The 21,270-nt window shown below is 75.8% G+C and carries 27 protein-coding genes; 17 read left to right on the top strand and 10 right to left on the bottom strand.

Going from position 1 to position 21,270, the window contains the following annotated elements:
* Nucleotides 1–2: 2 nt before the first annotated feature.
* From TEK04_RS15155 to TEK04_RS15200, 10 genes are all read left to right on the top strand, one after another.
* Entirely contained in the window at nt 3–1,160 is a 1,158-nt protein-coding gene (locus tag TEK04_RS15155) for a sensor histidine kinase (protein ID WP_336405189.1), read from the top strand.
* Entirely contained in the window at nt 1,157–1,810 is a 654-nt protein-coding gene (locus TEK04_RS15160; protein WP_336405190.1) for a response regulator, read from the top strand. Before TEK04_RS15155 ends, TEK04_RS15160 begins: the two co-directional genes overlap by 4 nt.
* A gap of 89 nt (nt 1,811–1,899) precedes the next feature.
* Entirely contained in the window at nt 1,900–4,017 is a 2,118-nt protein-coding gene (gene pta, locus TEK04_RS15165) for a phosphate acetyltransferase (protein WP_336405191.1), read from the top strand.
* Nucleotides 4,014–5,183 (top strand): acetate/propionate family kinase, encoded by a 1,170-nt coding sequence (locus TEK04_RS15170; RefSeq protein WP_336405192.1) that lies wholly within the window; start codon nt 4,014–4,016, stop codon nt 5,181–5,183. The genes pta and TEK04_RS15170 overlap by 4 nt, the downstream gene beginning before the upstream one ends.
* Before the next feature lie 84 nt (nt 5,184–5,267).
* On the top strand, nt 5,268–5,696 hold the full coding sequence (locus TEK04_RS15175; protein ID WP_336405193.1) for a helix-turn-helix transcriptional regulator: 429 nt from the start codon (nt 5,268–5,270) through the stop codon (nt 5,694–5,696).
* A gap of 10 nt (nt 5,697–5,706) precedes the next feature.
* Complete coding sequence (locus tag TEK04_RS15180; RefSeq protein ID WP_336405194.1) at nt 5,707–6,153, top strand: VOC family protein; 447 nt, start codon at nt 5,707–5,709, stop codon at nt 6,151–6,153.
* 53 nt (nt 6,154–6,206) lie between these two features.
* A complete protein-coding gene (locus TEK04_RS15185; protein WP_336405195.1) occupies nt 6,207–6,650 on the top strand; it encodes an SRPBCC family protein in 444 nt (147 codons plus the stop codon).
* A 10-nt stretch (nt 6,651–6,660) separates the two neighbouring features.
* Nucleotides 6,661–7,533: an NAD-dependent protein deacetylase gene (locus tag TEK04_RS15190; RefSeq protein ID WP_432277347.1), complete on the top strand. Its 873-nt coding sequence runs from the start codon at nt 6,661–6,663 to the stop codon at nt 7,531–7,533.
* Nucleotides 7,534–7,549: 16 nt separating this feature from the next.
* Nucleotides 7,550–7,864 carry a biopolymer transporter Tol gene (locus TEK04_RS15195; RefSeq protein WP_336405197.1) on the top strand — a complete coding sequence of 105 codons (315 nt, stop codon included), beginning with the start codon at nt 7,550–7,552 and terminating at the stop codon, nt 7,862–7,864.
* A gap of 15 nt (nt 7,865–7,879) precedes the next feature.
* Complete coding sequence (locus TEK04_RS15200; RefSeq protein ID WP_336405198.1) at nt 7,880–8,773, top strand: MSMEG_6728 family protein; 894 nt, start codon at nt 7,880–7,882, stop codon at nt 8,771–8,773.
* A 1-nt stretch (nt 8,774) separates the two neighbouring features.
* On the opposite strand, the gene TEK04_RS15205 is transcribed toward TEK04_RS15200, so the two are convergent.
* The 3 genes from TEK04_RS15205 to TEK04_RS15215 are packed head-to-tail and all read right to left on the bottom strand — an operon-like array spanning nt 8,775 to nt 10,117.
* Nucleotides 8,775–9,269 carry a DinB family protein gene (locus TEK04_RS15205; RefSeq protein ID WP_336405199.1) on the bottom strand — a complete coding sequence of 165 codons (495 nt, stop codon included), beginning with the start codon at nt 9,267–9,269 and terminating at the stop codon, nt 8,775–8,777.
* A 60-nt stretch (nt 9,270–9,329) separates the two neighbouring features.
* A complete protein-coding gene (locus TEK04_RS15210; protein ID WP_336405200.1) occupies nt 9,330–9,734 on the bottom strand; it encodes a PaaI family thioesterase in 405 nt (134 codons plus the stop codon).
* Nucleotides 9,731–10,117: a VOC family protein gene (locus TEK04_RS15215; RefSeq protein WP_336405201.1), complete on the bottom strand. Its 387-nt coding sequence runs from the start codon at nt 10,115–10,117 to the stop codon at nt 9,731–9,733. Before TEK04_RS15215 ends, TEK04_RS15210 begins: the two co-directional genes overlap by 4 nt.
* Before the next feature lie 43 nt (nt 10,118–10,160).
* On the opposite strand from TEK04_RS15215, the gene TEK04_RS15220 reads away from it, so the two are divergent.
* Together TEK04_RS15220 and TEK04_RS15225 are read left to right on the top strand one after the other, a co-directional pair.
* Nucleotides 10,161–10,703 carry a YbaK/EbsC family protein gene (locus tag TEK04_RS15220; protein WP_336405202.1) on the top strand — a complete coding sequence of 181 codons (543 nt, stop codon included), beginning with the start codon at nt 10,161–10,163 and terminating at the stop codon, nt 10,701–10,703.
* Nucleotides 10,704–10,723: 20 nt separating this feature from the next.
* Nucleotides 10,724–10,957: a hypothetical protein gene (locus tag TEK04_RS15225; RefSeq protein ID WP_336405203.1), complete on the top strand. Its 234-nt coding sequence runs from the start codon at nt 10,724–10,726 to the stop codon at nt 10,955–10,957.
* 49 nt (nt 10,958–11,006) lie between these two features.
* On the opposite strand, the gene mscL is transcribed toward TEK04_RS15225, so the two are convergent.
* The 3 genes from mscL to TEK04_RS15240 form a co-directional block, all read right to left on the bottom strand.
* Nucleotides 11,007–11,444 (bottom strand): large conductance mechanosensitive channel protein MscL, encoded by a 438-nt coding sequence (gene mscL / locus TEK04_RS15230; RefSeq protein WP_336405204.1) that lies wholly within the window; start codon nt 11,442–11,444, stop codon nt 11,007–11,009.
* Between the two features lie 42 nt (nt 11,445–11,486).
* Entirely contained in the window at nt 11,487–12,146 is a 660-nt protein-coding gene (cpaB, locus tag TEK04_RS15235; RefSeq protein WP_336405205.1) for a Flp pilus assembly protein CpaB, read from the bottom strand.
* Nucleotides 12,147–12,256: 110 nt separating this feature from the next.
* Complete coding sequence (locus TEK04_RS15240) at nt 12,257–12,592, bottom strand: FmdB family zinc ribbon protein (RefSeq protein ID WP_336405206.1); 336 nt, start codon at nt 12,590–12,592, stop codon at nt 12,257–12,259.
* Nucleotides 12,593–12,704: 112 nt separating this feature from the next.
* Here TEK04_RS15240 and TEK04_RS15245 point away from each other — a divergent pair, with 112 nt between their 5' ends.
* The gene (locus TEK04_RS15245) at nt 12,705–13,178 is read left to right on the top strand and encodes a MarR family winged helix-turn-helix transcriptional regulator (protein ID WP_336405207.1); all 474 of its coding nucleotides are present in this window, start codon (nt 12,705–12,707) and stop codon (nt 13,176–13,178) included.
* 3 nt (nt 13,179–13,181) lie between these two features.
* Here the strand turns inward: TEK04_RS15245 and TEK04_RS15250 are convergent, their stop codons facing one another.
* From TEK04_RS15250 to TEK04_RS15260, 3 genes are read right to left on the bottom strand one after another with little or no spacing between them, the layout of a single operon-like run.
* Nucleotides 13,182–13,874 carry an AAA family ATPase gene (locus TEK04_RS15250; RefSeq protein WP_336405208.1) on the bottom strand — a complete coding sequence of 231 codons (693 nt, stop codon included), beginning with the start codon at nt 13,872–13,874 and terminating at the stop codon, nt 13,182–13,184.
* 37 nt (nt 13,875–13,911) lie between these two features.
* The gene (locus tag TEK04_RS15255; RefSeq protein WP_336405209.1) at nt 13,912–15,438 is read right to left on the bottom strand and encodes a carboxyl transferase domain-containing protein; all 1,527 of its coding nucleotides are present in this window, start codon (nt 15,436–15,438) and stop codon (nt 13,912–13,914) included.
* Complete coding sequence (locus TEK04_RS15260) at nt 15,435–16,619, bottom strand: CaiB/BaiF CoA transferase family protein (protein ID WP_336405210.1); 1,185 nt, start codon at nt 16,617–16,619, stop codon at nt 15,435–15,437. Before TEK04_RS15260 ends, TEK04_RS15255 begins: the two co-directional genes overlap by 4 nt.
* A gap of 123 nt (nt 16,620–16,742) precedes the next feature.
* On the opposite strand from TEK04_RS15260, the gene TEK04_RS15265 reads away from it, so the two are divergent.
* Complete coding sequence (locus TEK04_RS15265; RefSeq protein WP_336405211.1) at nt 16,743–17,429, top strand: FadR/GntR family transcriptional regulator; 687 nt, start codon at nt 16,743–16,745, stop codon at nt 17,427–17,429.
* A 77-nt stretch (nt 17,430–17,506) separates the two neighbouring features.
* Here TEK04_RS15265 and TEK04_RS15270 read toward each other — a convergent pair whose 3' ends face one another.
* A complete protein-coding gene (locus tag TEK04_RS15270) occupies nt 17,507–18,088 on the bottom strand; it encodes a 5-formyltetrahydrofolate cyclo-ligase (protein ID WP_336405212.1) in 582 nt (193 codons plus the stop codon).
* A gap of 27 nt (nt 18,089–18,115) precedes the next feature.
* Between TEK04_RS15270 and TEK04_RS15275 the strand changes: the two genes are divergently transcribed.
* The 3 genes from TEK04_RS15275 (at nt 18,116) to TEK04_RS15285 (ending at nt 21,225) form a co-directional block, all read left to right on the top strand.
* On the top strand, nt 18,116–19,066 hold the full coding sequence (locus tag TEK04_RS15275) for a UTP--glucose-1-phosphate uridylyltransferase (protein WP_336405213.1): 951 nt from the start codon (nt 18,116–18,118) through the stop codon (nt 19,064–19,066).
* A gap of 79 nt (nt 19,067–19,145) precedes the next feature.
* Complete coding sequence (glp, locus tag TEK04_RS15280; RefSeq protein ID WP_336405221.1) at nt 19,146–20,591, top strand: molybdotransferase-like divisome protein Glp; 1,446 nt, start codon at nt 19,146–19,148, stop codon at nt 20,589–20,591.
* Between the two features lie 67 nt (nt 20,592–20,658).
* A complete protein-coding gene (locus TEK04_RS15285; protein WP_336405214.1) occupies nt 20,659–21,225 on the top strand; it encodes a GNAT family N-acetyltransferase in 567 nt (188 codons plus the stop codon).
* Nucleotides 21,226–21,270 lie beyond the last annotated feature (45 nt).

The raw sequence follows: 21,270 nt of genomic DNA on the forward strand, positions 1-21,270 counted from the left end.
GCATGACGGTGTCGGCCCGCGTGCGCCTGGTCGCGCCGGTCGTCGTCCTCGCGGTCCTCTCGCTGGGGCCGCTGGTGCGGCTCGGCGGGCTCGACGGCGGCGCGGCGGTGGTCTCGGTCGGGCTGGTGGCGACCGCCCTGGCGCGCCGCCGCGCCCCCCTGCCGGCCCTCCTGGTCGCCGCGGCCCTGCTCGCGGCCTGGTGGGTGGGGCACGGGCTCACGCCGCAGCGGTTGCTGCCCGCCGGTGCGGTGCTGTTCTGGTTGCTCGCGTGGGTGGCCGACCGCCGGCCGGTGCGGGAGGTGGTGGCGGCCACCGCGGTCGTCGTCCTCGTGCCGGTCACCCTCGTGGTGCTGGCGCTGCTCGGCCGGCCCGGTGGCGAGGCCGTGGTCCCGCTCACCGCGGCGACCGTGGTGGCCGTCGTCGTCGGGCGCAACCGGCGCACCCGGCGCTCGCTGCTCGTCGCGTTGGAGGAGCGGGCCGTGCGGGCCGAGCGGGAGCGGGACGCCGGGGCCCGCGCCGCGGTGGCCGAGGAGCGCACCCGCATCGCCCGCGAGGTGCACGACGTCGTGGCGCACAACGTCTCGGTCATGACCGCGCTCGCCGACGGCGCCGGCTACACCCTGGCCACCGACCCCGAACGGGCCCGCGGCGCGATGGCGCAGGTGGCCGCCACCGGCCGCGAGGCGATCGCCGAGATGCACCGCCTGCTCGGGGTGCTGCGCGCCGGGGACGAGCCCGGTCAGGACGCCCCGGCACCCGGCCTGGACCAGCTCGACCAGCTCCTCGAGCAGGTGCGCGCCGCCGGGCTCGCGGTCACCCTCACGGTCGCCGGCACGCCTGCACCGCTGCCGGCGACCGCGCAGCTGGCCGTGCACCGGCTGGTGCAGGAGGCGCTGACCAACACGCTCACCCACGCCGACGGCGCCCGCGCGGCCCGGGTGGCGCTGCGGTGGGGCGCCGACGCGCTCGAGGTCGAGGTCGTCGACGACGGCCGCGGTGGCCGGCCGCGCGACCCCGACCGGCCACCCGGCCACGGCCTGGTCGGCATGCGCGAGCGGTTCGGCGCCTGGGGCGGCGCGGTCGAGACCGGGCCGGACAGGGGTGGCGACGGGTGGCGCGTGCACGGCACGCTGCCGCTGGGCGCGCAGGTGCCGGCATGACCACCGTGCTGCTGGTCGACGACGAACCCCTCGTGCGTGTCGGGTTCGGCATGGTGCTCGACAGCCAGCCCGACCTGGAGGTCGTCGGCCAGGCGGGGGACGGCGCCGCCGCGGTGGCGCTGGCCCGCGAGCTGCGGCCCGACGTCGTGGTGATGGACGTGCGCATGCCCGTGCTCGACGGGGTCGCCGCCACCGCGCAGATCGTCGCCGCCGGGCTGCCCAGCCGGGTGCTCGTGCTCACCACCTTCGACCTCGACGAGCACGCCTTCGCCGCCCTGCGGGCGGGCGCCAGCGGGTTCCTGCTGAAGAACACCGAGCCGGGTGACCTGCTGGCGGCCATCCGCACGGTCGCGGCCGGCGACGCCGTGGTCTCGCCGCGCATCACCCGCCGGCTGCTGGACACCTTCGCCGGTCAGCTGCCGGCTCCCGGTGCGCGCGACACCCGGCTCGACGTCCTCACCGACCGCGAGCGCGAGGTGCTGGTGCAGGTCGCCGGCGGCCGGTCCAACGCCGAGATCGCCACCGAGCTGGTGCTGTCCGAGCTCACCGTGAAGACCCACGTCGGGCGGATCCTCGGCAAGCTCGGCCTGCGCGACCGCACCCAGGCCGCCGTGCTGGCCTACGAGACCCGGCTGGTCCGGCCCGACTGACCGGGCCGGGGGCGGCCCACCGGGCCGGGTGGGTGCGGGTCGGCTACGTTCCCGGGGACAGCGACCCGTAGCCCGCGGCGCCGACTGCCGTGGCCCAGCCCGAGGAGTCCCCCCTGGCCCGCAGCGTGTACGTCGCCTCCGTCGAGGGCCACTCGGGCAAGTCGGTCGTGGCGTTGGGACTGCTCACCACCCTCACCCGCGAGGTCGGCCGGGTCGGGGTCTTCCGGCCGGTCGCCCGCGGCACCTCCGACCCGGTGCTGGCCACGCTGCTGGAGCGCACCACCGCCGAGGTCGGCTTCGACGAGGCCATCGGGGTGACCTACGACGACGTGCACGCCGACGGCGACGCAGCCCTGGCCCGCATCGTCGAGCGCTACAAGGCCGTCGAGGCCCGCTGCGACGCCGTCGTGGTGGTCGGGTCGGACTTCACCGACGTCAGCTCGCCGACCGAGCTGTCGTTCAACGCCCGCACCGCCGCCAACCTCGGCACCCCCGTCGTCCTGGTTCTCGGCGGCCGCGACCCCGCCGGTGCCGAGCAGCTGGGCCAGGCCCCCGCCCGCACCCCGCAGGCGCTGGCCGCCGTCGCCGAGCCCGCCCTGCGCGAGCTGGCCGCCGAGCACGCCGGGGTGGTCGCCGTCGTGCTCAACCGGGCCGACCCCGCCACCCTGGAGGACGGCGTCGCGGCCGTGCAGGCGGTCACCGACCGCCCGGTCTGGGCCATCCCCGAGGAGCCGTTCCTCATCGCGCCCACCTTCGCCACCGTGGCCGAGGCGGTCGGCGGCGAGCTGGTCGCCGGTGACCCCGAGCTGATGCAGCGCGAGGCCATGGGTGTCGTGGTGGCCGCGATGTCGATGGTCAACGTGCTGCCGCGGCTGCTGGAGGGGTCGGTGGTCGTCGTCCCCGGGGACCGGCCCGACGTCGTCCTGGCGGTGATGACCGCGCACGCATCGGGCACCTACCCCTCGCCGACCGGCATCCTGCTCAACGGCGGCATCGACCTGCCCGAGCCGGTGCTGCAGCTGATCGCCGGCCTGGGCAGCTCGCTGCCGATCGTGCGCACGTCGCTGGGCACCTTCGACACCACCGCCCGGGTCATCCACACCCGCGGCCTCATCGCGTCGGACTCCCCGCGCAAGACCGAGACGTCGATCGCGATGTTCGACGAGGCGGTCGACACCCGCCGGCTGCTCGACAGCCTCGACGTGGGCCCCTCGACCGTGGTCACGCCGCTGATGTTCGAGCACCTGCTCACCGAGCGGGCGCGCGCCGCGGACAAGCACGTGGTGCTGCCCGAGGGGGACGACGACCGCATCCTGCGCGCCGCGGCCACCGTCCTGGCCCGCCGCATCGCCGGGCTCACCATCCTCGGCGACGAGGCGAAGGTGCGCGGGCGGGCCTCCGAGCTGGGCCTGGACATCGCCGGCGCGCACGTGGTGAGCCCGTTCGACCACGACCTGCGCACCCGGTTCGCGACCGAGTACGCCGCGCTGCGGGCGCACCGCGGGGTCACGGCGGAGGCCGCGTACGACGTCGTCCCGGACGTCTCGTACTTCGGCACGCTGATGGTGCAGCTCGGCCTGGTCGACGGCATGGTCTCCGGCGCCGCGCACACCACGGCGCACACGATCCGCCCGGCCTTCGAGATCATCCGCACCCGGCCGGGCGTCTCGGTGGTGTCCAGCGTCTTCCTCATGGCGCTCGCCGACCGGGTGCTGGTCTACGGCGACTGCGCGGTCAACCCGCTGCCCGACGCCGCGCAGCTGGCCGACATCGCCATCTCCTCGGCGGCCACCGCGGCGCAGTTCGGCATCGAGCCGCGGGTGGCGATGCTGTCGTACTCCACCGGCGACTCGGGCTCGGGTGCCGACGTGGACAAGGTGCGCGAGGCGACCCGGCTGGTGCGCGAGCGGGCGCCCGAGCTCGTGGTCGACGGTCCGATGCAGTACGACGCCGCCGCCGACCCCGACGTCGGCTCGTCGAAGATGCCCGGGTCGGCGGTCGCGGGGCGGGCGACCGTGTTCGTCTTCCCCGACCTCAACACCGGCAACAACACGTACAAGGCGGTGCAGCGCTCGGCCGGCGCCGTGGCGATGGGCCCGGTGCTGCAGGGCCTGAACAAGCCGGTCAACGACCTGTCCCGGGGAGCCACGGTGCGCGACATCGTCAACACCATCGCCCTCACGGCGGTGCAGGCGGCCGGCGCGTGAGCACCGTGCTGGTGGTCAACAGCGGGTCGTCGTCGCTGAAGTACCAGCTGCTGGACGACGAGGAGCAGGTGCTCGGCTCGGGTCTGGTCGAGCGGATCGGCGGTGCCGGCTCGATCCGGCACCGCGGGCCGGACGGCGAGGTGACGGCCGAGGCCGACGTCCCCGACCACACCGCGGCGCTGGCGCTGATGATGCGCACCTGCGCGTCTGCCGGTCTCGAGCTCACGCCCGACGTCGTGGGCCACCGCCTGGTGCACGGCGGCGCCCGGTTCAGCGCGCCGGTGGTCGTGGACGACGAGGTGGAGGCCGCGGTCGAGGAGCTGGCCGCGCTGGCGCCGCTGCACAACCCGCCGGGGCTGCTCGGTGTGCGGGCCGCTCGGCAGGCGTTCCCCGGGGTGCCGCAGGTCGCCGTGTTCGACACCGCCTTCCACGCCACCCTCCCGCCCGAGGCCAGCACGTACGCGATCGACGCCGACCTGGCCGCCGAGCGCGGTATCCGGCGGTACGGCTTCCACGGCACCTCGCACGAGTACGTCTCGCAGGCGGCTGCGGAGTTCCTGGGCCGGGCGGGCCGGTTCGTGGTGCTGCACCTGGGCAACGGCGCCTCCGCGTGCGCGGTGTCCGGGGGCCGGTCGATCGCGACGTCGATGGGCCTCACCCCGCTCCAGGGGCTGGTCATGGGCACCCGGGGCGGGGACCTCGACCCGGGTGCCGTGCTCCACCTGCTGCGCACCGGCCTGTCGGTCGACGAGGTGGACACCCTGCTCAACCGGCGCAGCGGCCTGGCCGGGCTGACCGGCAGCGGCGACGTGCGCGACGTCGAGGCCGCGGCCTCCCGGGGGGACGAGCGGGCCGTGCTGGCGCTGGACGTCTACGCGCACCGCATCCGCGGCTACGTCGGTGCCTACCTCGCCCACCTCGGCGGCCTCGACGCGCTGGTGTTCACCGCCGGTGTGGGGGAGAACAGCGCCGAGGTGCGGGCACGGGTCGTCGACGGCCTCGGCCACCTCGGGCTGCGGCTGGACCCCGCGCGCAACGCGGCGAGGGAGCGCGGAGCCCGGGCGATCAGCCCCGACGGCGCGGCGGTCCCGGTGCTGGTGGTCCCGACGAACGAGGAGCTCCAGATCGCCCGCCATGCCCGCGCCGCCGTCACCGAACTCCGTTGATCTTGCAGATCCGCAACGGCGCCGCGCGGGCGCACGGCGTGCCGGCGTTGCCGATCTGCATGATCAACAGCCGAGGGGGCTGAGATGCGGGCGCACGACGACGTCCTGCAGCACCTGCGGCGGGCGCGCGACCACGCCGACCGGCACTACGACCAACCGCTGACCCTCGCCCAGCTGGCCGCCGTCGCGGCGCTCAGCCCGTTCCACTTCCAGCGGCTGTTCACCGCCACCTACGGCGTCTCACCTTCCGCCCACCTGTCCCGGCGCCGGGTCGAGCGCGCCCAGGACTACCTGCGGACGACGAACCTGACCGTCACCGAGGTCTGCCATCTCGTCGGGTTCGCCAGCCTCGGGTCGTTCTCCAGCCGGTTCCGCGAGCTGGTGGGGGAGACCCCGAGCGCGTACCAGCGGCGGTGGGCGGCGACCGGCGCGCCGCGCATCCCCGGTTGCTGGGTGTTCATGCGCGGCATGACCGCAAGCGGGGAGAAGCCGGACGGCGACCCCGCGCCCTAGCGTCGCCGGCATGACGATCTCGAACATCTCGCTGGTCAGCGTGTGGGTCAAGGACATCTCGGAGGCCAAGGCGTTCTACGTCGACGTGCTGGGCTTCGAGGAGCAGGAGGACATCCAGCTGGCCGAGGACTTCCGGTGGTGCACCGTGCGCCACCCCCGCCAGCCCGAGCTCTCGGTGCACCTGACGACGCCGAGCAAGCCGCTGTCCGACGACCTCATCGCGGCGATGCAGCGCGCCCAGGCCGAGGGCGGCCTGCCCGGCATCGGCCTGGCCGTCGACGACTGCCGGAAGACGTACGAGGAGCTGACCGCGAAGGGCGTCGAGTTCATCCAGCCCCCGGCCGAGCGGCCCTACGGCGTCGAGGCGCTCATGCGCGACAACTCGGGCAACTGGATGGTGCTGGTCGAGCACCGCGACTTCGACCCGTCGGCGATGACCGTGACGGACCTCCAGTAGCGCGCCGGGGGCGGGTCCGCACCGGCCGGACCCGCCCGGGCAGACTGGACGGCATGGGTCAGGTCGTCGCCACCGCCGAGCACGTCGTCCACGCCCCCGCCGAGCGGGTCCAGGCCGCGCTCGCCGACTACGCCGGCACCCGGCAGCGCATCGCCGGACCGCAGTTCAGCGAGTACCGGGTCGAGTCCGGCGGCCAGGGCGCCGGCACCCGGGTGCACTGGAAGTTCGCCGCCACCCAGAAGCGCGTGCGCGACCAGGTCGTCGCGGTCACCGAGCTGCCCGACGGCGGTGGCCTCGTCGAGAGCGACACCAACTCCTCGATGGTCACCACCTGGACCACGCGCCCGGCCGGCGCCGGGGCGACCACCGTGCGGGTGCGCACCACGTGGGACGGCGCCTCGGGCATCGGCGGGTTCTTCGAGCGCACCTTCGCCCCCAAGGGTCTGGCCCGCACCTACACCGGCATGCTCGAGCGGCTCGACGCAGAACTGCGCTGAACCGGGGACCATGGGTGGGGTGACCGCCCCGCCCACCGTCGTCCCCGACCTCGACGAGCTCACCGCGCTGGTCGGCAACGGCAACGCGGTCGTGCTGTCCGGCGCGGGGCTGTCGACCGACTCGGGCATCCCCGACTACCGCGGGGCCACCGGGTCGCTGCGCCGGCACACCCCGATGACCTGGCAGACCTTCACCCGTGACCCGCGCGGGCGGCACCGGTACTGGGCGCGCAGCTACGTGGGGTGGCGGCAGATCGCCGAGGCGCGGCCCAACGACGGCCACCGCGCGGTCGCGGCGCTGCAGCAGGCCGGCCTGGTGGGGGGCATCGTCACGCAGAACGTGGACGGGCTGCACCAGGCCGGCGGTGCCGTCGACGTGCTGGAGCTGCACGGCGGGCTCGACCGCACCGTGTGCCTGCAGTGCGGCGACGTCGCCTCCCGTGCCGAGCTCGACGTCCGGCTGCGCGAGGCCAACCCGGGGTTCCGGCCCGAGCCGGTCGAGGGCGGTGCCGAACCGGCGGTCAACCCCGACGGTGACGTCGAGCTGCCCGAGGAGGCGCTCGACGACTTCGTGATGGTCGAGTGCCTGGCGTGCGGGGGCGGTCCGCTCAAGCCCGACGTGGTCTTCTTCGGGGAGACCGTGCCGCCCGACCGGGTCGCGCAGGCGTACTCGCTGGTCACCTGCGCGCGGTCGCTGGTGGTGCTCGGGTCGTCGTTGACGGTGATGAGCGGCTACCGGTTCGTGCTGCGGGCGGCCAAGGAGGGCATCCCGGTGGCGATCGTCAACGCCGGGCCCACCCGCGGTGACGACAAGGCCGACGTCCGGGTCGACGCACCACTGGGTCGGGTGCTGCCCGCCCTGACCGCCCGGCTCGTGCGGTGAGGGGCGGGCCCACCCCGTGAGCCGCGCGGACCGGGAGGTCGAGCGGACCCCGGACGGCCGGTGGGTCGTCGTGGACGGACGGCGGTGGCGGGCGCAGGACCCGCAGCTGCCCGCCGACGTGCGCGAGCGGTTGCTGCACCACCTGGGCGTCGGCCGCCACGGGGTGCGGGCCGCGCGCGGGGACGACGCGGCGGTGGCCGCCGCCCGGGCGCGCGTGCAGCTGGCCAAGACCGGGCTGGGCGAGCGGGGCCCGACGTGGTGGGAGCAGACCGACGACGAGCGGCGGGCCCGCTGGGAGGACGCGCTCGCCGCGCTGGACGACCTCCCCTGACCCAGACTGGACCCGGTGCAGACCTTCCTCCCCGTGGCCGACTTCGCCGGCAGCGCTCGACTGCTCGACGGCCCGCGCCTGGGCAAGCAGCGGGTCGAGACGCTGCAGGTGCTCCGGGCGCTCGAGCTGCCCGACTACGGCTGGACGACGCACCCCGCGGTCGTGATGTGGCGCGGCCGCACCCCGGCGCTGGTGCGCTACGGGTTGGACATGGCCGCCGAGTGGGTGGCCCGCGGGTTCGCCGACTCCACCGCGGCGCAGATCGAGGAGTTCGCCCCCGGGGTGGGCAGCCAGGCCGAGCTCGGCGCCGCGGGCGAGCTGCCGAGCTGGCTGGGCGACGAGGCCCTGCACCTGTCGCACCGGTCCAAGCTGCTGGGCAAGGAGCCGGCGGTCTACCGCTCGCTGTTCGCCGGTGACCCCGACGACCTCGACTACGTGTGGCCGCCCGCCGACGACGTGCCGCCCCGGCCCGCACCCGACGGCGTCCCGGTGTGGGTGGTGCGGCCCCGGGCCCACCCCGAGCTCGGCGCCGCCCTGGCCACCGGGGTGGTGGGCCTGGGCACGCAGTCCGGGGTGGACGTCGACGCCACCGGGCTGGACCTGCCCGCGCTGCGGGCGCTGGCCCACGAGCTGACCGGCAAGCGCCCGGCCAAGGACCTCCGTCAGCTGGCGACCTTCCTCGACGAGGTGCAGCCCGGAGACCGGGTGGCGGTGCCGGTGTCCGGTGGCGCCGGCCTGCTGCTCGGCGAGGTCACCGGCGAGTACGCCTACGCCGGCAAGGAGCTGCTGCCGCACCGCCGCCGGGCCCGGTTCGACGTGGTGGTGCCCCGCTCGGCCGTGCGGCCGCCCGCCACGATGCAGGACCCCCGCGCCCTGTTCCGGGTCGTCGTCGACCCCGCGGCGGTCTGACTCACCCCATGGTCTTCGCCCCGTCGATGCCCTCGCGGACGACGTCGGCGTGACCGGAGTGCTGGGCGATCTCGGCCAGCAGGTGGACCAGCACCTTGCGGCGGGACCAGCGCACCCCCGGCGGGAACCACGGGGCAGTGGGCAGGGCGATGTCGGGGTCGAGGTCGTCGAACGAGCGCACCAGCGCCTCGGTGGCCGCGGCCACCTCGTCCATCTCGGCCAGCACCCCGGCCAGCGTCTCGTCGGGACCGAGGACGAACTGGGCCTCGAACGCGCCGTCGGGGAGGTCGTGCGCGGCGGCGCCGCGGACCAGGAAGTCGGTCCAGACCCGCTCCTGGGCCACGCAGTGCTTGATGGTCCCGCCCACGGTCAGCTCGCTGGCGCCGGTGCGCAGGCGGGCCTGCTCCTCGGTGAGCCCCTCCGCGGTGCGGCGGAGCAGCCACCGGTGCTCGGCGAGGGTGCCGAGCAGGTCGTCGCGCTCGCGGTCGAGGGTCACGGGTGCCTCCTGGGTGTCGGGTGCGGTGATGGTGGCACCGGGGTCCGACAGTTCTGGGGGTCAGCCCGGCAGCGGGACGTTCTGCAGCCGCACCTGGCCGCGGGCGACCACCTTGCCGTCGTCGGCGCGGGTGAGGGTGACCAACCACAGCTGCAGGGTGCGGCCCTGCTGCACCGGCTCGGCCAGCACGTCGAGCCGCCCCGACGTCATGGGCCGCAGGAAGTCGGTCTGGTTGTTCACCCCGACCGCGAACTGGCCGCGGTCGGCCACCGCGACGCTGGCGCCGATGCTGGCGGCCGACTCGATCACCGTCGCGTAGACCCCGCCGTGCACGACGCCCCAGGGGGTGTGGTGGTCCGGGCCCAGCTCGACGGCTCCGGTGACCCGCGTGCCGGTCATCTCCGCGGGCACGAAGCCGGTGGCGGCGAGGAAGGCGCCACCGTCCGTCAGGTCGGGGGCGGTCATCGCGGCTCCTCGGTGGGGGGTGGGAGCGGAGCGTCCCAGACCAGGCAGAAGGGGTGGCCGGCCGGGTCGGCGTAGACCCGGAAGTCCCCGCCCGCGCCGGGCAATCGCCGGGCACCGAGCGCCAGGGCCGCGGGCTCGGCGACGTCGATGTCGGCCACCCGCACGTCGAGGTGGGCCTGCTGCGGGTGGTTGGGGTCCGGCCACTGCGGGGGCTGCAGGTCCGGTGCCTGCTGGAAGGCCAGCCGGTAGCCCTGCCCGGTGACCACCACCCAGTCGTCGCCGGGTGCGCCCTGCACCTCCATGCCCAGCAGCTGCGCGTAGAAGGTGGCCAGGGCGTGCGCGTCGGGCGCGTCGATGACGTACGAGTGCAGCTGACCGATCACGCCCGCCATCCTCGCCCACGGGACCGGGGTGCACGATCGGGGCATGACCGCGCCACAGCTGGGCACGCTCGCCTGGGTCCCCGCAGCCGACCGCACCGACCTGCTCGCCGCCCCGGTGACCGCGGCCCTGCCCGGGCTCACCGGCCCGGCGTGGGTGGCCGAGATCGACGACGCGCTCGCCGACACCGCCGCCTTCGGGGAGGCCTACGCCGTGCCGCCGGAGGCGTCGGCCAACTGCGTGGTGGTCGCGGCACGCCGGGGCGGGGAGACCACGCTGGCCGCCTGCCTGGTGCTGGCGACCACTCGCGCCGACGTGAACGGGCTGGTGCGCAAGCACCTGGGCGCCCGCAAGGCGTCGTTCGCACCGCAGGACGTCGCGGTGGCCGAGAGCGGCATGGCCTACGGCGGCATCACCCCGGTCGGGCTGCCGGCGGCGTGGCCGGTGCTGGTCGACGCCGCGGTGGCCGCCACCGACCTGCTCGTGGTCGGGTCGGGCACCCGGGGCAGCAAGCTGCTGGTGCCCGGGGAGGTGCTGGCGGCGCTGCCCGGTGCCGAGGTGCTCGACGGGCTGGGCCGGCCGGCCTGAGCGGGCCTACCGTCGCGGGCATGGACGACAGCGAGCTGCGACCGGTGGGCCGGACCTCCTACCGTCCCCCCACCGCGCCGCCGGCCAGGCGGCCCCGCCGGCGGGCGACGTCCCCGGGCACCGGCGCGGGCTCGACGGCCGACCCGGAGCCCGCGGTCGAGCCGACGCCCGACGCCGACTGGTCCGACCGGCCGGCCGCCGACGACGATGCCCGCTACCTCGCCGACCGCCCCCCGCACTGGGGCAGCGACTGACGTCGGGGCTGCGGCCGACGGACGGGCCCGGGGTGTGGCCGGCCGGTGATCAGAGCTGGCCGGGGAGCGTGGTGGTACCCGGACCCGACGGGTCGTGGCCGGGGCGCTGGCCCTGCTGGGCGCGGAGCAGGTCGCGGATCTCGACCAGGAGCTCGACCTGGGTGGGCACGACCGGGCCAGCCTCCTCGCCGCGCTTGCGCCGCTCGACGATCTTCTTCATGGGCAGGACGACGACGAAGTACACGACCGCCGCGGTGAGCACGAAGGTGATGACCTGGTTGACGAACGCCGCCCAGGTGAACACCTGACCGTTGACCCGGAAGGTGCCGCCCAGTTCCCCACCGCCGCCGACCAACCCGATGAGCGGCTCGAGGAACGAGGTGGTGAACGAGCTGACCACCGCGGTGAAGGCCGCGCCGATGACCACCGCGACGGCCAGGTCGACCACGTTGCCGCGCAGCAGGAAGTCCTTGAAGCCCTTGAGCATGCTGTGTTCCTCCGGGAGGGACGGGGACCCGACCCGGGGCGGTCAGGGCGGCCCGAGGGTAACGGTGAGCGTGGCCGACGTCGTCGCCGTGGCCAACCCGGCCGCTGTCTCCGCCGGCACGGCCAGGACGAGCAGCCCGGCCCCGGGGTGGCCCACCGCGACCGGGCCCGTCGGGGTGTCGTCGGGCCGGCTCGCCTGGCCCGGGACGGCGAGCACCAGCGCGCCGGCCGCGACCACCTCGGTCCCCGACCCCTCGGCGGTGGCCAGCACGTCGACGCGGTCCCCGGGGCGCAGCAACCCCGCCACCGCCAGGTCGGCCAGCCGCACCGGTGCGGCCACCTCGCCGGCCGGCACCTGCGACCAGAGCCCCGGCCCCACGACCCGGGCGTCGGTCACCGGCTCACCCCGGCGCACCGGGGAGGCCAGGGCACGGCCGACCAGCTCTGCGGGGTCGACGGCGGCGCCGTCGGGCTGCACCTCGGTCGGCCACTCCGCCGCCCTGAGGTCGCCGGCCACCAGGACGGCCCCGGCCGGCAGGTCGGTCACCGCCACCACGACCGCGCTGGCCGGTGCGGCCTCGGCCGGTCCGGCCGGCGGTGGTCGCAGCGCGAGCAGCAGGGCGGCGGCGGCGAGCACGCCGGCGGCCACCCGGCGCAGGGTGTGCGCGAGGTGACGCGGACGTCGGGGGCGGGAGAGGTGCACCCGCCGATCGTGCGGCGGCGCGGGCCCGGGAGGGCGGGGCGCAGGAGATCTGTGGACGGACCTCCCCGGTGTGGACGGCGACGGGCGCGGTGTCCCCGGCCCGTGCTACGTCAGCTGCTCGAGGACCCCGTCGAGGAGCTGGCCGACGACGAGCTCGAGGCCGACGAGGTGGAGGCCGTCGAGGAGGAACCCTTGTCGCTGCTGGACGACGAGCTGCTGGACTCCTTGGGCGCGCTGGAGGAGGACGACGACTTCGTCCCCGAGTCGCGGCTGTCGGTGCGGTAGAAGCCCGACCCCTTGAAGATCACGCCCACCGAGCCGTAGACCTTGCGCACCGCGGCGCCGCACTCGGGGCAGGTCTCCACCGCCGGGTCGGTGAACGACTGGACCACCTCGAACTGGTGCTTGGTCTCGGGGTTGGTGCAGGCGTACTGGTAGGTGGGCACGGTGCTGGACTCCTCGGTCGGTGCGAGCCGGGCTGGCACTCGGGCCCGGCGACTGCCAATCATGCGCCACCACCGATGCGTCGGCCAGGAGGCACCCCCTACGGTGCCGACCGTGGCACCGACCTGGCTCGACGAGCAGCAGCAGCAGACCTGGCGCACCTGGTTGGCGGTCACCGAGCTGCTGCCCCGGGTGCTCGACGCGCAGCTGCAGCGCGACGCCGGGATCACCCACGCGGCGTACGTGGTGCTCGCCATGCTGTCCGAGACGCCCGACCGGCGACAGCGGATGAGCGAGCTGGCCCGGGCGGCGAACCAGTCGCAGAGCCGGCTGTCGCACACCGTCTCCCGGCTGGAGGAACGCGGTTGGGTGCGGCGGGAGAAGGCCGCCGACGACGGCCGGGGCAACGTCTGCGTGCTGCTCGACGCGGGGTGGGACGTCGTCCGCCGGGTCGCGCCGGGGCACGTGGCCGCCGTCCGCGAGGGGTTGTTCGACGCCCTCACCGCCGAGCAGGCGGCGGCCCTGCACGACGCACTGACCGCCGTCCTGGACCGGTTGGACCCCGACCACACGCAGCGCCAGCGCTGACCCTCACCGGAGGTGGCGCAGGTAGCCCTCCGGGCGGTCGAGGAACTGGCGCCAGTTCGCGGTGAGCTCCAGCTCGTCCCACTGCGCCGGCCGCAGACCCCAGGGGCCGACCTCGAGGATCCGTGCACCGGGCAGGGCGGCCACCAGCGGTGAGTGGGTGGCGACGACGACCTGTGCGCCCTGCTCGACCAGGTGCAGCAGCCCGGCCACCAGGCGCAGCTGGCCGGCGAACGACAGCGCGGCGTCCGGCTCGTCCAGGAGGTAGATGCCGGGCCCGCGGAGCTTGTCGTCGAAGATCGACAGGAAGCCCTCGCCGTGGCTGAGCCGGTCGTACCCGTCGCCGAGGTAGGCGTACAGGCCGTGCAGGGTCTCGTCGCGCAGCAGGTAGCCCCAGCGCGGCGCGCCGGGTGCCCGCTCGACCACCAGCGGCAGCGGGTCCGGCTCGGTGCGCACCGTCCGCAGGCGGGCGCCGACCGACCCGCCCTCGGCGTTGAGCCCCAGCGCCTGGGCCAGCAGCTCGACCAGCGTCGACTTGCCCGAGCCGTTCTCGCCCACCAGCACGGTGGCGCCGGGGGCGAGCTCCAGCCCGTGGGCCCACAGCTGGGCGACGGCCGGCACGGTCATCGGCCACTCGTCGTCCGGCGGCGGATCGACGCCGCGGTCGGCCCGGACGCGGCGCACCCCGGGTCGGTCCACGCCCGGCATCCTGCCCGAGCGCGGACCTGTGCGGGCGTCAGCGGGCGCGGCGACCCAGGTGGCGCCACCGCGTGGCCCGGCTGCGCATGCGCTCGACGTCGTCGCGGCCCAGCAGCCCGGCCAGCTCCTCGGCCAGCACCCGGCCCAGCCGCTCGCAGAACTCCACCGGCTCGTCGGCGGCGTCGGGCCGCTCGGGGACGACCCGGTCGACGATGCCGGCGCGCCACAGGTCGGTGGCGCGCACGCCCTGCTGGGCGGCCATCACGTCGGCGTGGTCCACGTCGCGGTGCACGATCGCCGACGCGCCCTCCGGGGGCAACGGGCCCAGCCAGCCGTTCGCCGTCGCCAGCACCCGGTCGGCCGGCACCAGGGCCAGCGCCCCGCCGCCGGTGCCCTGGCCGAGCAGCACGGCGATGGTCGGCGCCTTGAGCGTGACCAGGTCGGCCAGGCAGCGGGCGATCTCGCCGGCCAGCCCGCCCTCCTCGGCCTCCTTCGACAGCGCCGCGCCGGGGGTGTCGATGAGCGTGACCAGCGGCAGCCGGAGCTCGGCGGCCAGCCGCATGCCGCGCCGGGCCTCGCGCAGCGCAGCCGGGCCGAGCGGCGCGGTGAGCGACTGACCGCGCCGGTCCTGCCCGAGCACGACGCAGGGCGCCCCGCCGAAGCGGGCCAGCGCCAGCAGCAGCCCGGGGTCGGACTCCCCGGCGCCGGTGCCGTTGAGCGCGACGACGTCGGTGGCCGCGGTGCGCAGCAGCCGACGCACACCGGGGCGGTCGGTGCGCCGCGAGGCGGTGACCACGTCCCACGCGGTGCGCCCGTCCTCGGGGTCGTCGGCGTCGGTGCCGTCGCCGTCTACCGGGCCGGAGATGGCCGCCCCGCGGTGCCAGGTGGACCGGGCCGAGAGGACGCGCAGCGCGCGGTCGGCGACGTCGGCGACCTGGTCGTGCGGCACGACGGCGTCGATGACCCCGCGCTCGTGCAGGTGCTCGGCGGTCTGCACGCCCTCGGGGAACTTCTCGCCGTAGAGGGACTCGTAGACCCGCGGGCCGAGGAACCCGATGGACGCGCCGGGTTCGGCGATCGTGACGTGGCCCAGCGACCCCCACGAGGCCAGCACGCCGCCGAAGGTGGGGGAGCGCAGGTAGACGAGGTAGGCCAGGCCGGCGTCCTTGTGCCGGGCGATGGCCTGGGTGATGCCGACCATCTGCAGGAAGGCGACGGTGCCCTCCTGCATGCGGGTGCCGCCGGAGACCGGCGCGGCCAGCAGCGGCAGGCCCTCGTCGGTGGCCCGCTCGATGGCCTGGATCAGCCGCTCGGCGGTGGCGACGCCGATGGAGCCGGCGAGGAAGCCGAACTCGCCGGCGACGACGGCGACCCGGCGGCCGCGCAGCCGGCCCTCGCCGGTGACGATGGCCTCGTCCTGGCGCGACTTCTCCTGCGCGGCGGCGAGCTCGGCGGCGTACTCCGCGGAGACCTCCCGCGGCCCGACGGGGCTGTCCCAGCTCACCCAGGAACCGGCGTCGAGCACCAGGTCCCGCAGCGTGCGGGCGTCCATCCGCGTGCTCACGACTGCAGCCACGCGCGGATCGCGTCGCCGTCGGCGCCCAGGACCGGGGGAGCGGTGTGCTCCCGGCGGGTGGTCTCGGTCTCGCCGTCGGACGACGGTGCGAAGAACCGCAGCGGCGGTCCGGGGAGCTGCACCGTGCCGAGCGTCCGGTGGTCGACGTCGACGAGCAGGCCTTGCGAGAGGGTCTGGTCCCAGGCGTAGACCTCGTCGATGGTGCGCACCTTGCCCGCCGGGACGCCGGCCGCGGACAGCCGGGCCAGCAGCGTCTCGGCGTCGACCTGCGCGAAGGCGGTCTCCAGCAGCTCGATGACGCGGTCGCGGTTGCCGACCCGCTCGCCGTTGGTGGCCAACCCGTCGGCCTCGGCGTCCAGGTCGAACTCGGCGCAGAGCTTGCGCCACAGCGACTCCGACCCGCACGACAGCTGCACCGAGCCGCCGTCGGCGCAGCGGAAGAGCCCGTAGGGGGCGATCGAGGGGTGGTGGTTGCCCTGGGCGTGGCCGACCTTCCCGCCCACGGTCCACGCCGTCCCCTGGAAGGCGTGCACGCCGACGACGGCGGCCAGCAGCGACGTCCGCACGACCTGGCCGCGGCCGGTGCGCTCCCGCTCGAGCAGGGCGGCCAGCACGCCGTAGGCGCCGTACATGCCGGCCAGCAGGTCACCGATCGGGACGCCGACCCGCTGCGGGTCGTCGGGCCCGGACCCGGTGAGCGACATCAGCCCGGCCTCGCCCTGCGCGATCTGGTCGTAGCCGGCGCGCCCGCCCTCGGGGCCGTCGTGGCCGAAGCCGCTGATGGCCAGGGTGACCAGCCGCGGGTTGAGCTCGGCGAGCACGTCGGTGCCGAAGCCGAGCCGGGCGAGGGTGCCGGGGCGGAAGTTCTCCAGCAGCACGTCGGCGCGCCTGATCAGCTCGGTCAGCACCGCCTTGTCCTCGGGGGACTTGAGGTCGAGGGTGATCGACTCCTTGTTCTTGTTCGTCGACAGGAAGTACGTGGACTCCCGGTCACCCTGTTCGGGCTGGACGAAGGGCGGGCCCCAGCCGCGGGTGTCGTCCCCGCTGCCGGGGTTCTCCACCTTGATCACGCGGGCGCCGAGGTCGCCGAGCATCATGCCGGCGTGCGGGCCGGCCAGGGCGCGGGTGAGGTCGACGACGAGCACGCCGTCCAGGGGTCCTGCGGTCATGCGGTCACTCCTGCGGGTCGGGGCCGACCGGGCCGGCACGTCGGCAGCGGTGGCTCAGTGGACTGGCCACTGGGCCACGTCTAGTCTGGCACCTGTCACGTCGTGCTCGTCAAGGAGGTGCCGGTGGGTCCGGGTCCGCTGCGCCGCAACCGGCTGTACGAGCAGGTGGTGCACCAGCTGCTGACGTGGGCGGCCGCCGCGGGGCTGGGTCCCGGTGACCGGCTGCCGGCCGAGCGCGAGCTGGCCGCCTCCCTCGGCGTCAGCCGGGCCACCCTCGCGCAGGCGCTGGTCGCGCTGGAGGTCACCGGGGTGGTCGCCGTCCGGCACGGCGACGGCACCGTGCTGCTCACCGCACCGCGGCCGGAGTCGGTGCTGGCCGCCCTCGACGCGCGCCGCGAGGACCTCGGTGCCGTCATCGAGGCGCGCGAGGCGCTGGAGGTCCGGCTCGCCGCGCTCGCCGCCCGACGACGCACCGACGACGACCTCGTCGAGCTCGACGCCGCCCTGGCCGCCATGGCCGCCGACGTGGAGTCCGGCGGGCGCGGGGTGGCCGGCGACGAGCGGTTCCACGCCGCGGTCACCGCGGCCGGGCACTCCGCGCTGCTGGCCCGGTTCATGGCCGAGATCGCCGACCGCATCCGCGACTCCCGCATCGAGTCCCTCGCCCAGGAGGGCCGCCCGCACCGCTCGCTGGAGGGCCACCGGGCCATCGCCGAGGCCATCCGCGCGGGCGACCCGGACGCCGCGGCCACCGCGATGGCCGCGCACATCCGCCTGGTGTCCGACGTCCCCCTCCTCGGCGGCGGCTGAGGCGGCGGCTGAGGGGGTGGCCGTGAGGTGGCCGGACGTCCTGCACGGTGGCCGGCTGGTGGAACGGCCGGCGACCGTCAGGGATGCCCGGCGACCCCGAGGTCCAGCCAGCCGCGGGAGGGGGTGACCACCGCGTGCAGGCGGACGTCGTGCGGTTCGGTGGGGACCGTCGGCAGCAGCTCCTCGTCGAACACCACCCCCACCAGGACGGCGTCCGGGGACGCGTGCCGCAGCGCGCGGTCGTAGAACCCCGCCCCGCGGCCCAGGCGCCCGCCGTCCCGACCGGTCGCCAGCGCCGGCACCACCACCACCGACGCCTCGCCCAGTGCCTCCGGCGGCAGCCGCGGCCCGGTCGGCTCCAGCAGCCCGAAGCGGCCCTCGACGAGCGCGGCGGCCCGGGCCCACGCGAGCACCCGGCCCGCCGGCGGCACCACCGGCAGCAGGGCACCCGGGCCGAGGGCGTCCACCAGGCTGCCGTGCCCCGGCTCCTCGGCGGTCGGCACGTAGCCGGCCACCACGCCGCGCAGGTGTGGGCCCAGGTGCGTGGCGACCGCACGCGCAGCCGCCGTCCGGTCAGCGGGGGAGCGCCCGGCGCGGGCGGCCAGCAGCCGTGTGCGCAGGGTCGTCTTGGCGCTCACCAGGGCGGGGGAGGCGGGCACGGGGGCAGGCTAGCTAGGGTCGCCCCCATGTCGAGCCCGACGAACCGCCGTCCCGCCCGCAAGGCCGTCATCCCCGTCGCCGGGATGGGGACCCGCTTCCTGCCCGCCACCAAGGCGGTGCCCAAGGAGCTGCTGCCGGTGGTCGACCGGCCGGCGCTGCAGTACATCGTCGAGGAGTCCGCGCGCGCCGGGCTCGGCGAGGTGCTCATGGTCACCGGCCGCGGCAAGGCCGCCATCGAGGACTTCTTCGACCGCACCCCCGAGCTCGAGGCGGCGCTGGAGAAGAAGGGCGACCAGGCGCGCATCGACGCCGTCGCCGCGTCCACCGACGTCGCCCAGGTGCACTTCGTCCGCCAGGGCGAGGCCAAGGGCCTGGGCCACGCCGTGCTGCAGGCCGCCTCCTTCGTCGGCGACGAGCCGTTCGCCGTCCTGCTCGGCGACGACCTCATCGACGCCCGCGACCTGCTGCTCGAGCAGATGCTCGCCGTGCAGGCCGAGCACGGCGGCTGCGTGGTCGCGCTGCTGGACGTCGGGGCGGAGAACATCGACAAGTACGGCTGCGTGGCCGTCGAGGACGCCCCGCAGACCGACGCCGGCGAGGGCGACAGCGCTGCCGACACCGTCGTGCGCATCACCGGCATGGTCGAGAAGCCGAAGCGGGAGGAGGCGCCGTCCAGCCTGGCCATCATCGGCCGCTACGTGCTGGCGCCCGAGATCTTCGACGCCATCCGGGCCACCCCGCCCGGCCGGGGCGGGGAGATCCAGCTGACCGACGCGATCCTGGCGCTGCTCGAGCAGGGCGTCCCGGTGCACGGCGTGGTCTTCTCCGGCCGCCGCTACGACACCGGCGACAAGCTCGACTACCTCAAGGCCGTCGTCCGGCTGGCCGTCGAGCGGGAGGACCTGGGCCCGGCCCTGCGGCCCTGGCTGCGTGATTTCGTCGGTGACCTTCCGCCGGAGGGCGCGTCGCAGGCCTGACCGCGCCCCCGCAGCGGGCACCATCGTGGGTCGGGTGCCCGCTCCGGCGCGCCCGAGGACCGGGACGGCGGTGGTGACGGTGGCGGGGTTGACCGAGGACAGGACGCGGGGCTGGTTCCGGGGTGCCCGGGAGACCACCCAGCTCGACCTCACGACCGGTGCGCCGGCCGGCGCCCAGCCCACCCGGGCGATCGGCGGCACCCACGCGACCGTGCAGGTCGACCGCGACCAGCTGCCCGGGGTGGCCGCCGCCGAGCCGCGCACCGACGCGTTCCCCGCCGCGGAGCCGGTGGTGCGCACCGTCGAGCAGCACCTCGACCTCATCCTGGCCGCCGCGCCCACCCCCGACCCCATCCAGCTCGCGGTCCTGGACGCCCAGGGCCTGCTCTGCGCCGAGCACGTGGTGAGCAGCCGCGACCTGCCCGCCTTCGAGCAGGCCGCGCTCGACGGCTACGCCGCCCGCGCGTCCGACACCGTGGGGGCCACCCCGGAGCAGCCGGTCGGGCTGGCCGTGGTCGGGGAGAGCGTCGCCGGCCCGGCCGAGCCGTCGGCCATCGGCCCCGGCCTGGCCCACCGGGTGACCGCCGGGGCGATGCTGCCCACCGGCGCCGACGTCGTCGTCCCGACCGTCTGGACCGACGGCGGGGCCGTGCACGTGGGGGTGCAGGCCGAGCTCGTCCCGGGCACCTACGTGCGGCACGCCGGCGACGACGTGGCCGTCGGCGACACGGCCGTGGCCGAGGGCAGCCCCATCGGGCCGGCCCAGATCAGCCTGCTGGCCGCCGTCGGCCGGGACCGGGTGCTGGTCCACCCGCGGCCGCGCATCGCCGTGCTGTGCGCCGGCAACGAGCTCGTCGACGTCGGCACGACGCCCGGCCCGGGCCAGGTGGTCGACGTCAACAGCTACGCCCTCGCCGCGGCCGCCCGCGACGCCGGTGCCGAGGCCTACCGCTCGGGCATCGTGCCGCGGGACCGCCGCAAGCTGGTCGAGCTGCTGGAGAGCCAGCTGCTGCGCAGCGACGTCGTGCTCATCGCCGGCACCTTCGCCGGAGGTGGCTTCGACCTGGTGCAGGAGGCGCTGGCGCAGCTGGGCGAGGTGACCTTCGCCCAGGTGGCCATGCACCCCGGCCCCGTGCAGGCCTTCGGCCGCCTGGGGCGCGACGGCGTCCCGGTCATCTGCATCCCCGGCGAGCCGGCCGCGGCGCTGGTCGCCTTCGAGGTGTTCGTGCGCCCGGCGATCCGGCTCATGCTGGGCAAGCGGCAGCTGTTCCGGCGCACCGTGCAGGCGGTCTCGGCCCAGCAGCTGCTCTCGCCCCTCGGGTACCGGCAGTACCTGCACGGGCAGGTCATGCGGCACCCCGACGGCGGCTACGTGGTGGAGCCGGTCGGCGGGGGCGAGAGCGGGCACGACGCCGCACTGGCCCGCACGGCGCGGTCGAACTGCCTGGTCGTCATCGACGAGGACGTCACCGAGGTGTCGCCCGGCGGGCTGGTCACGGTCATGCCCATGCTCCTCGGCGGCTGAGCTGGCGGCACTCTGGACCGACCCGGCCCTCCACCCGGGGTGGCCGGTCGAGCTGCGCCACGGCGACGTGCTGCTGCACCCCCTGCGGCGCGGGGACGCCCAGGCCTGGTCGGCGCTGCGGCGCGAGAACGAGGCGTGGCTGGCACCGTGGGAGCCCTCGTCCCCGGGCAGCTGGACCGAACGGCACACCCCGGCCGTCTACCGCGCGATGCGCCGGGCAGTGGGACGGCGGGCCCGGGCCGGGTCCTCGCTGCCGTTCGCGGTGCGCCACCGCGGCCGGCTGGTCGGGCAGGTCACGCTGGACAACGTCGTGCGCGGGGCGATGCGCTCGGCGCACGTCGGCTACTGGCTGGACCGGGCCGCAGCGGGCCAGGGCGTCGCCTCGCTGGCCGTGGCGCTGGTGTGCGACCACGCCTTCGGGCCGGTGGGTCTGCACAGGATCCAGGCCGATGTACGTCCGGAGAACGCCCGGAGCTGCCGATTGGTGGAGCGACTCGGTTTCCGCGAGGAAGGACTGCTGCGCTCGTACCTCCACATCGACGGCGACTGGCGCGACCACAGGTGCTACGCGTTGCTCGCCGAGGACCACCCGGCCGGGGTGGTCGCGCACCTCCGACGGTCGGGTCCACCCTGACCGACACGCCGACGGCGGCGACACGCCGGTGCGGCGCGACACGAC

It is taken from the genome of Klenkia sesuvii (genome assembly GCF_037083825.1).
GTDB lineage: Bacteria > Actinomycetota > Actinomycetes > Mycobacteriales > Geodermatophilaceae > Klenkia > Klenkia sesuvii.

Coding starts and splice junctions, on each gene's coding strand:
- TEK04_RS15155 (WP_336405189.1), top strand. CDS start 3: ATGACGGTGTCGGCCCGCGTGCGCCTGGTCGCGCCGGTCGTCGTCCTC.
- TEK04_RS15160 (WP_336405190.1), top strand. CDS start 1,157: ATGACCACCGTGCTGCTGGTCGACGACGAACCCCTCGTGCGTGTCGGG.
- TEK04_RS15175 (WP_336405193.1), top strand. CDS start 5,268: ATGCGGGCGCACGACGACGTCCTGCAGCACCTGCGGCGGGCGCGCGAC.
- TEK04_RS15180 (WP_336405194.1), top strand. CDS start 5,707: ATGACGATCTCGAACATCTCGCTGGTCAGCGTGTGGGTCAAGGACATC.
- TEK04_RS15185 (WP_336405195.1), top strand. CDS start 6,207: ATGGGTCAGGTCGTCGCCACCGCCGAGCACGTCGTCCACGCCCCCGCC.
- TEK04_RS15190 (WP_432277347.1), top strand. CDS start 6,661: ATGGGTGGGGTGACCGCCCCGCCCACCGTCGTCCCCGACCTCGACGAG.
- TEK04_RS15210 (WP_336405200.1), bottom strand. CDS start 9,734: ATGACCGCCCCCGACCTGACGGACGGTGGCGCCTTCCTCGCCGCCACC.
- TEK04_RS15220 (WP_336405202.1), top strand. CDS start 10,161: ATGACCGCGCCACAGCTGGGCACGCTCGCCTGGGTCCCCGCAGCCGAC.
- TEK04_RS15225 (WP_336405203.1), top strand. CDS start 10,724: ATGGACGACAGCGAGCTGCGACCGGTGGGCCGGACCTCCTACCGTCCC.
- mscL (WP_336405204.1), bottom strand. CDS start 11,444: ATGCTCAAGGGCTTCAAGGACTTCCTGCTGCGCGGCAACGTGGTCGAC.
- TEK04_RS15260 (WP_336405210.1), bottom strand. CDS start 16,619: ATGACCGCAGGACCCCTGGACGGCGTGCTCGTCGTCGACCTCACCCGC.
- TEK04_RS15275 (WP_336405213.1), top strand. CDS start 18,116: ATGTCGAGCCCGACGAACCGCCGTCCCGCCCGCAAGGCCGTCATCCCC.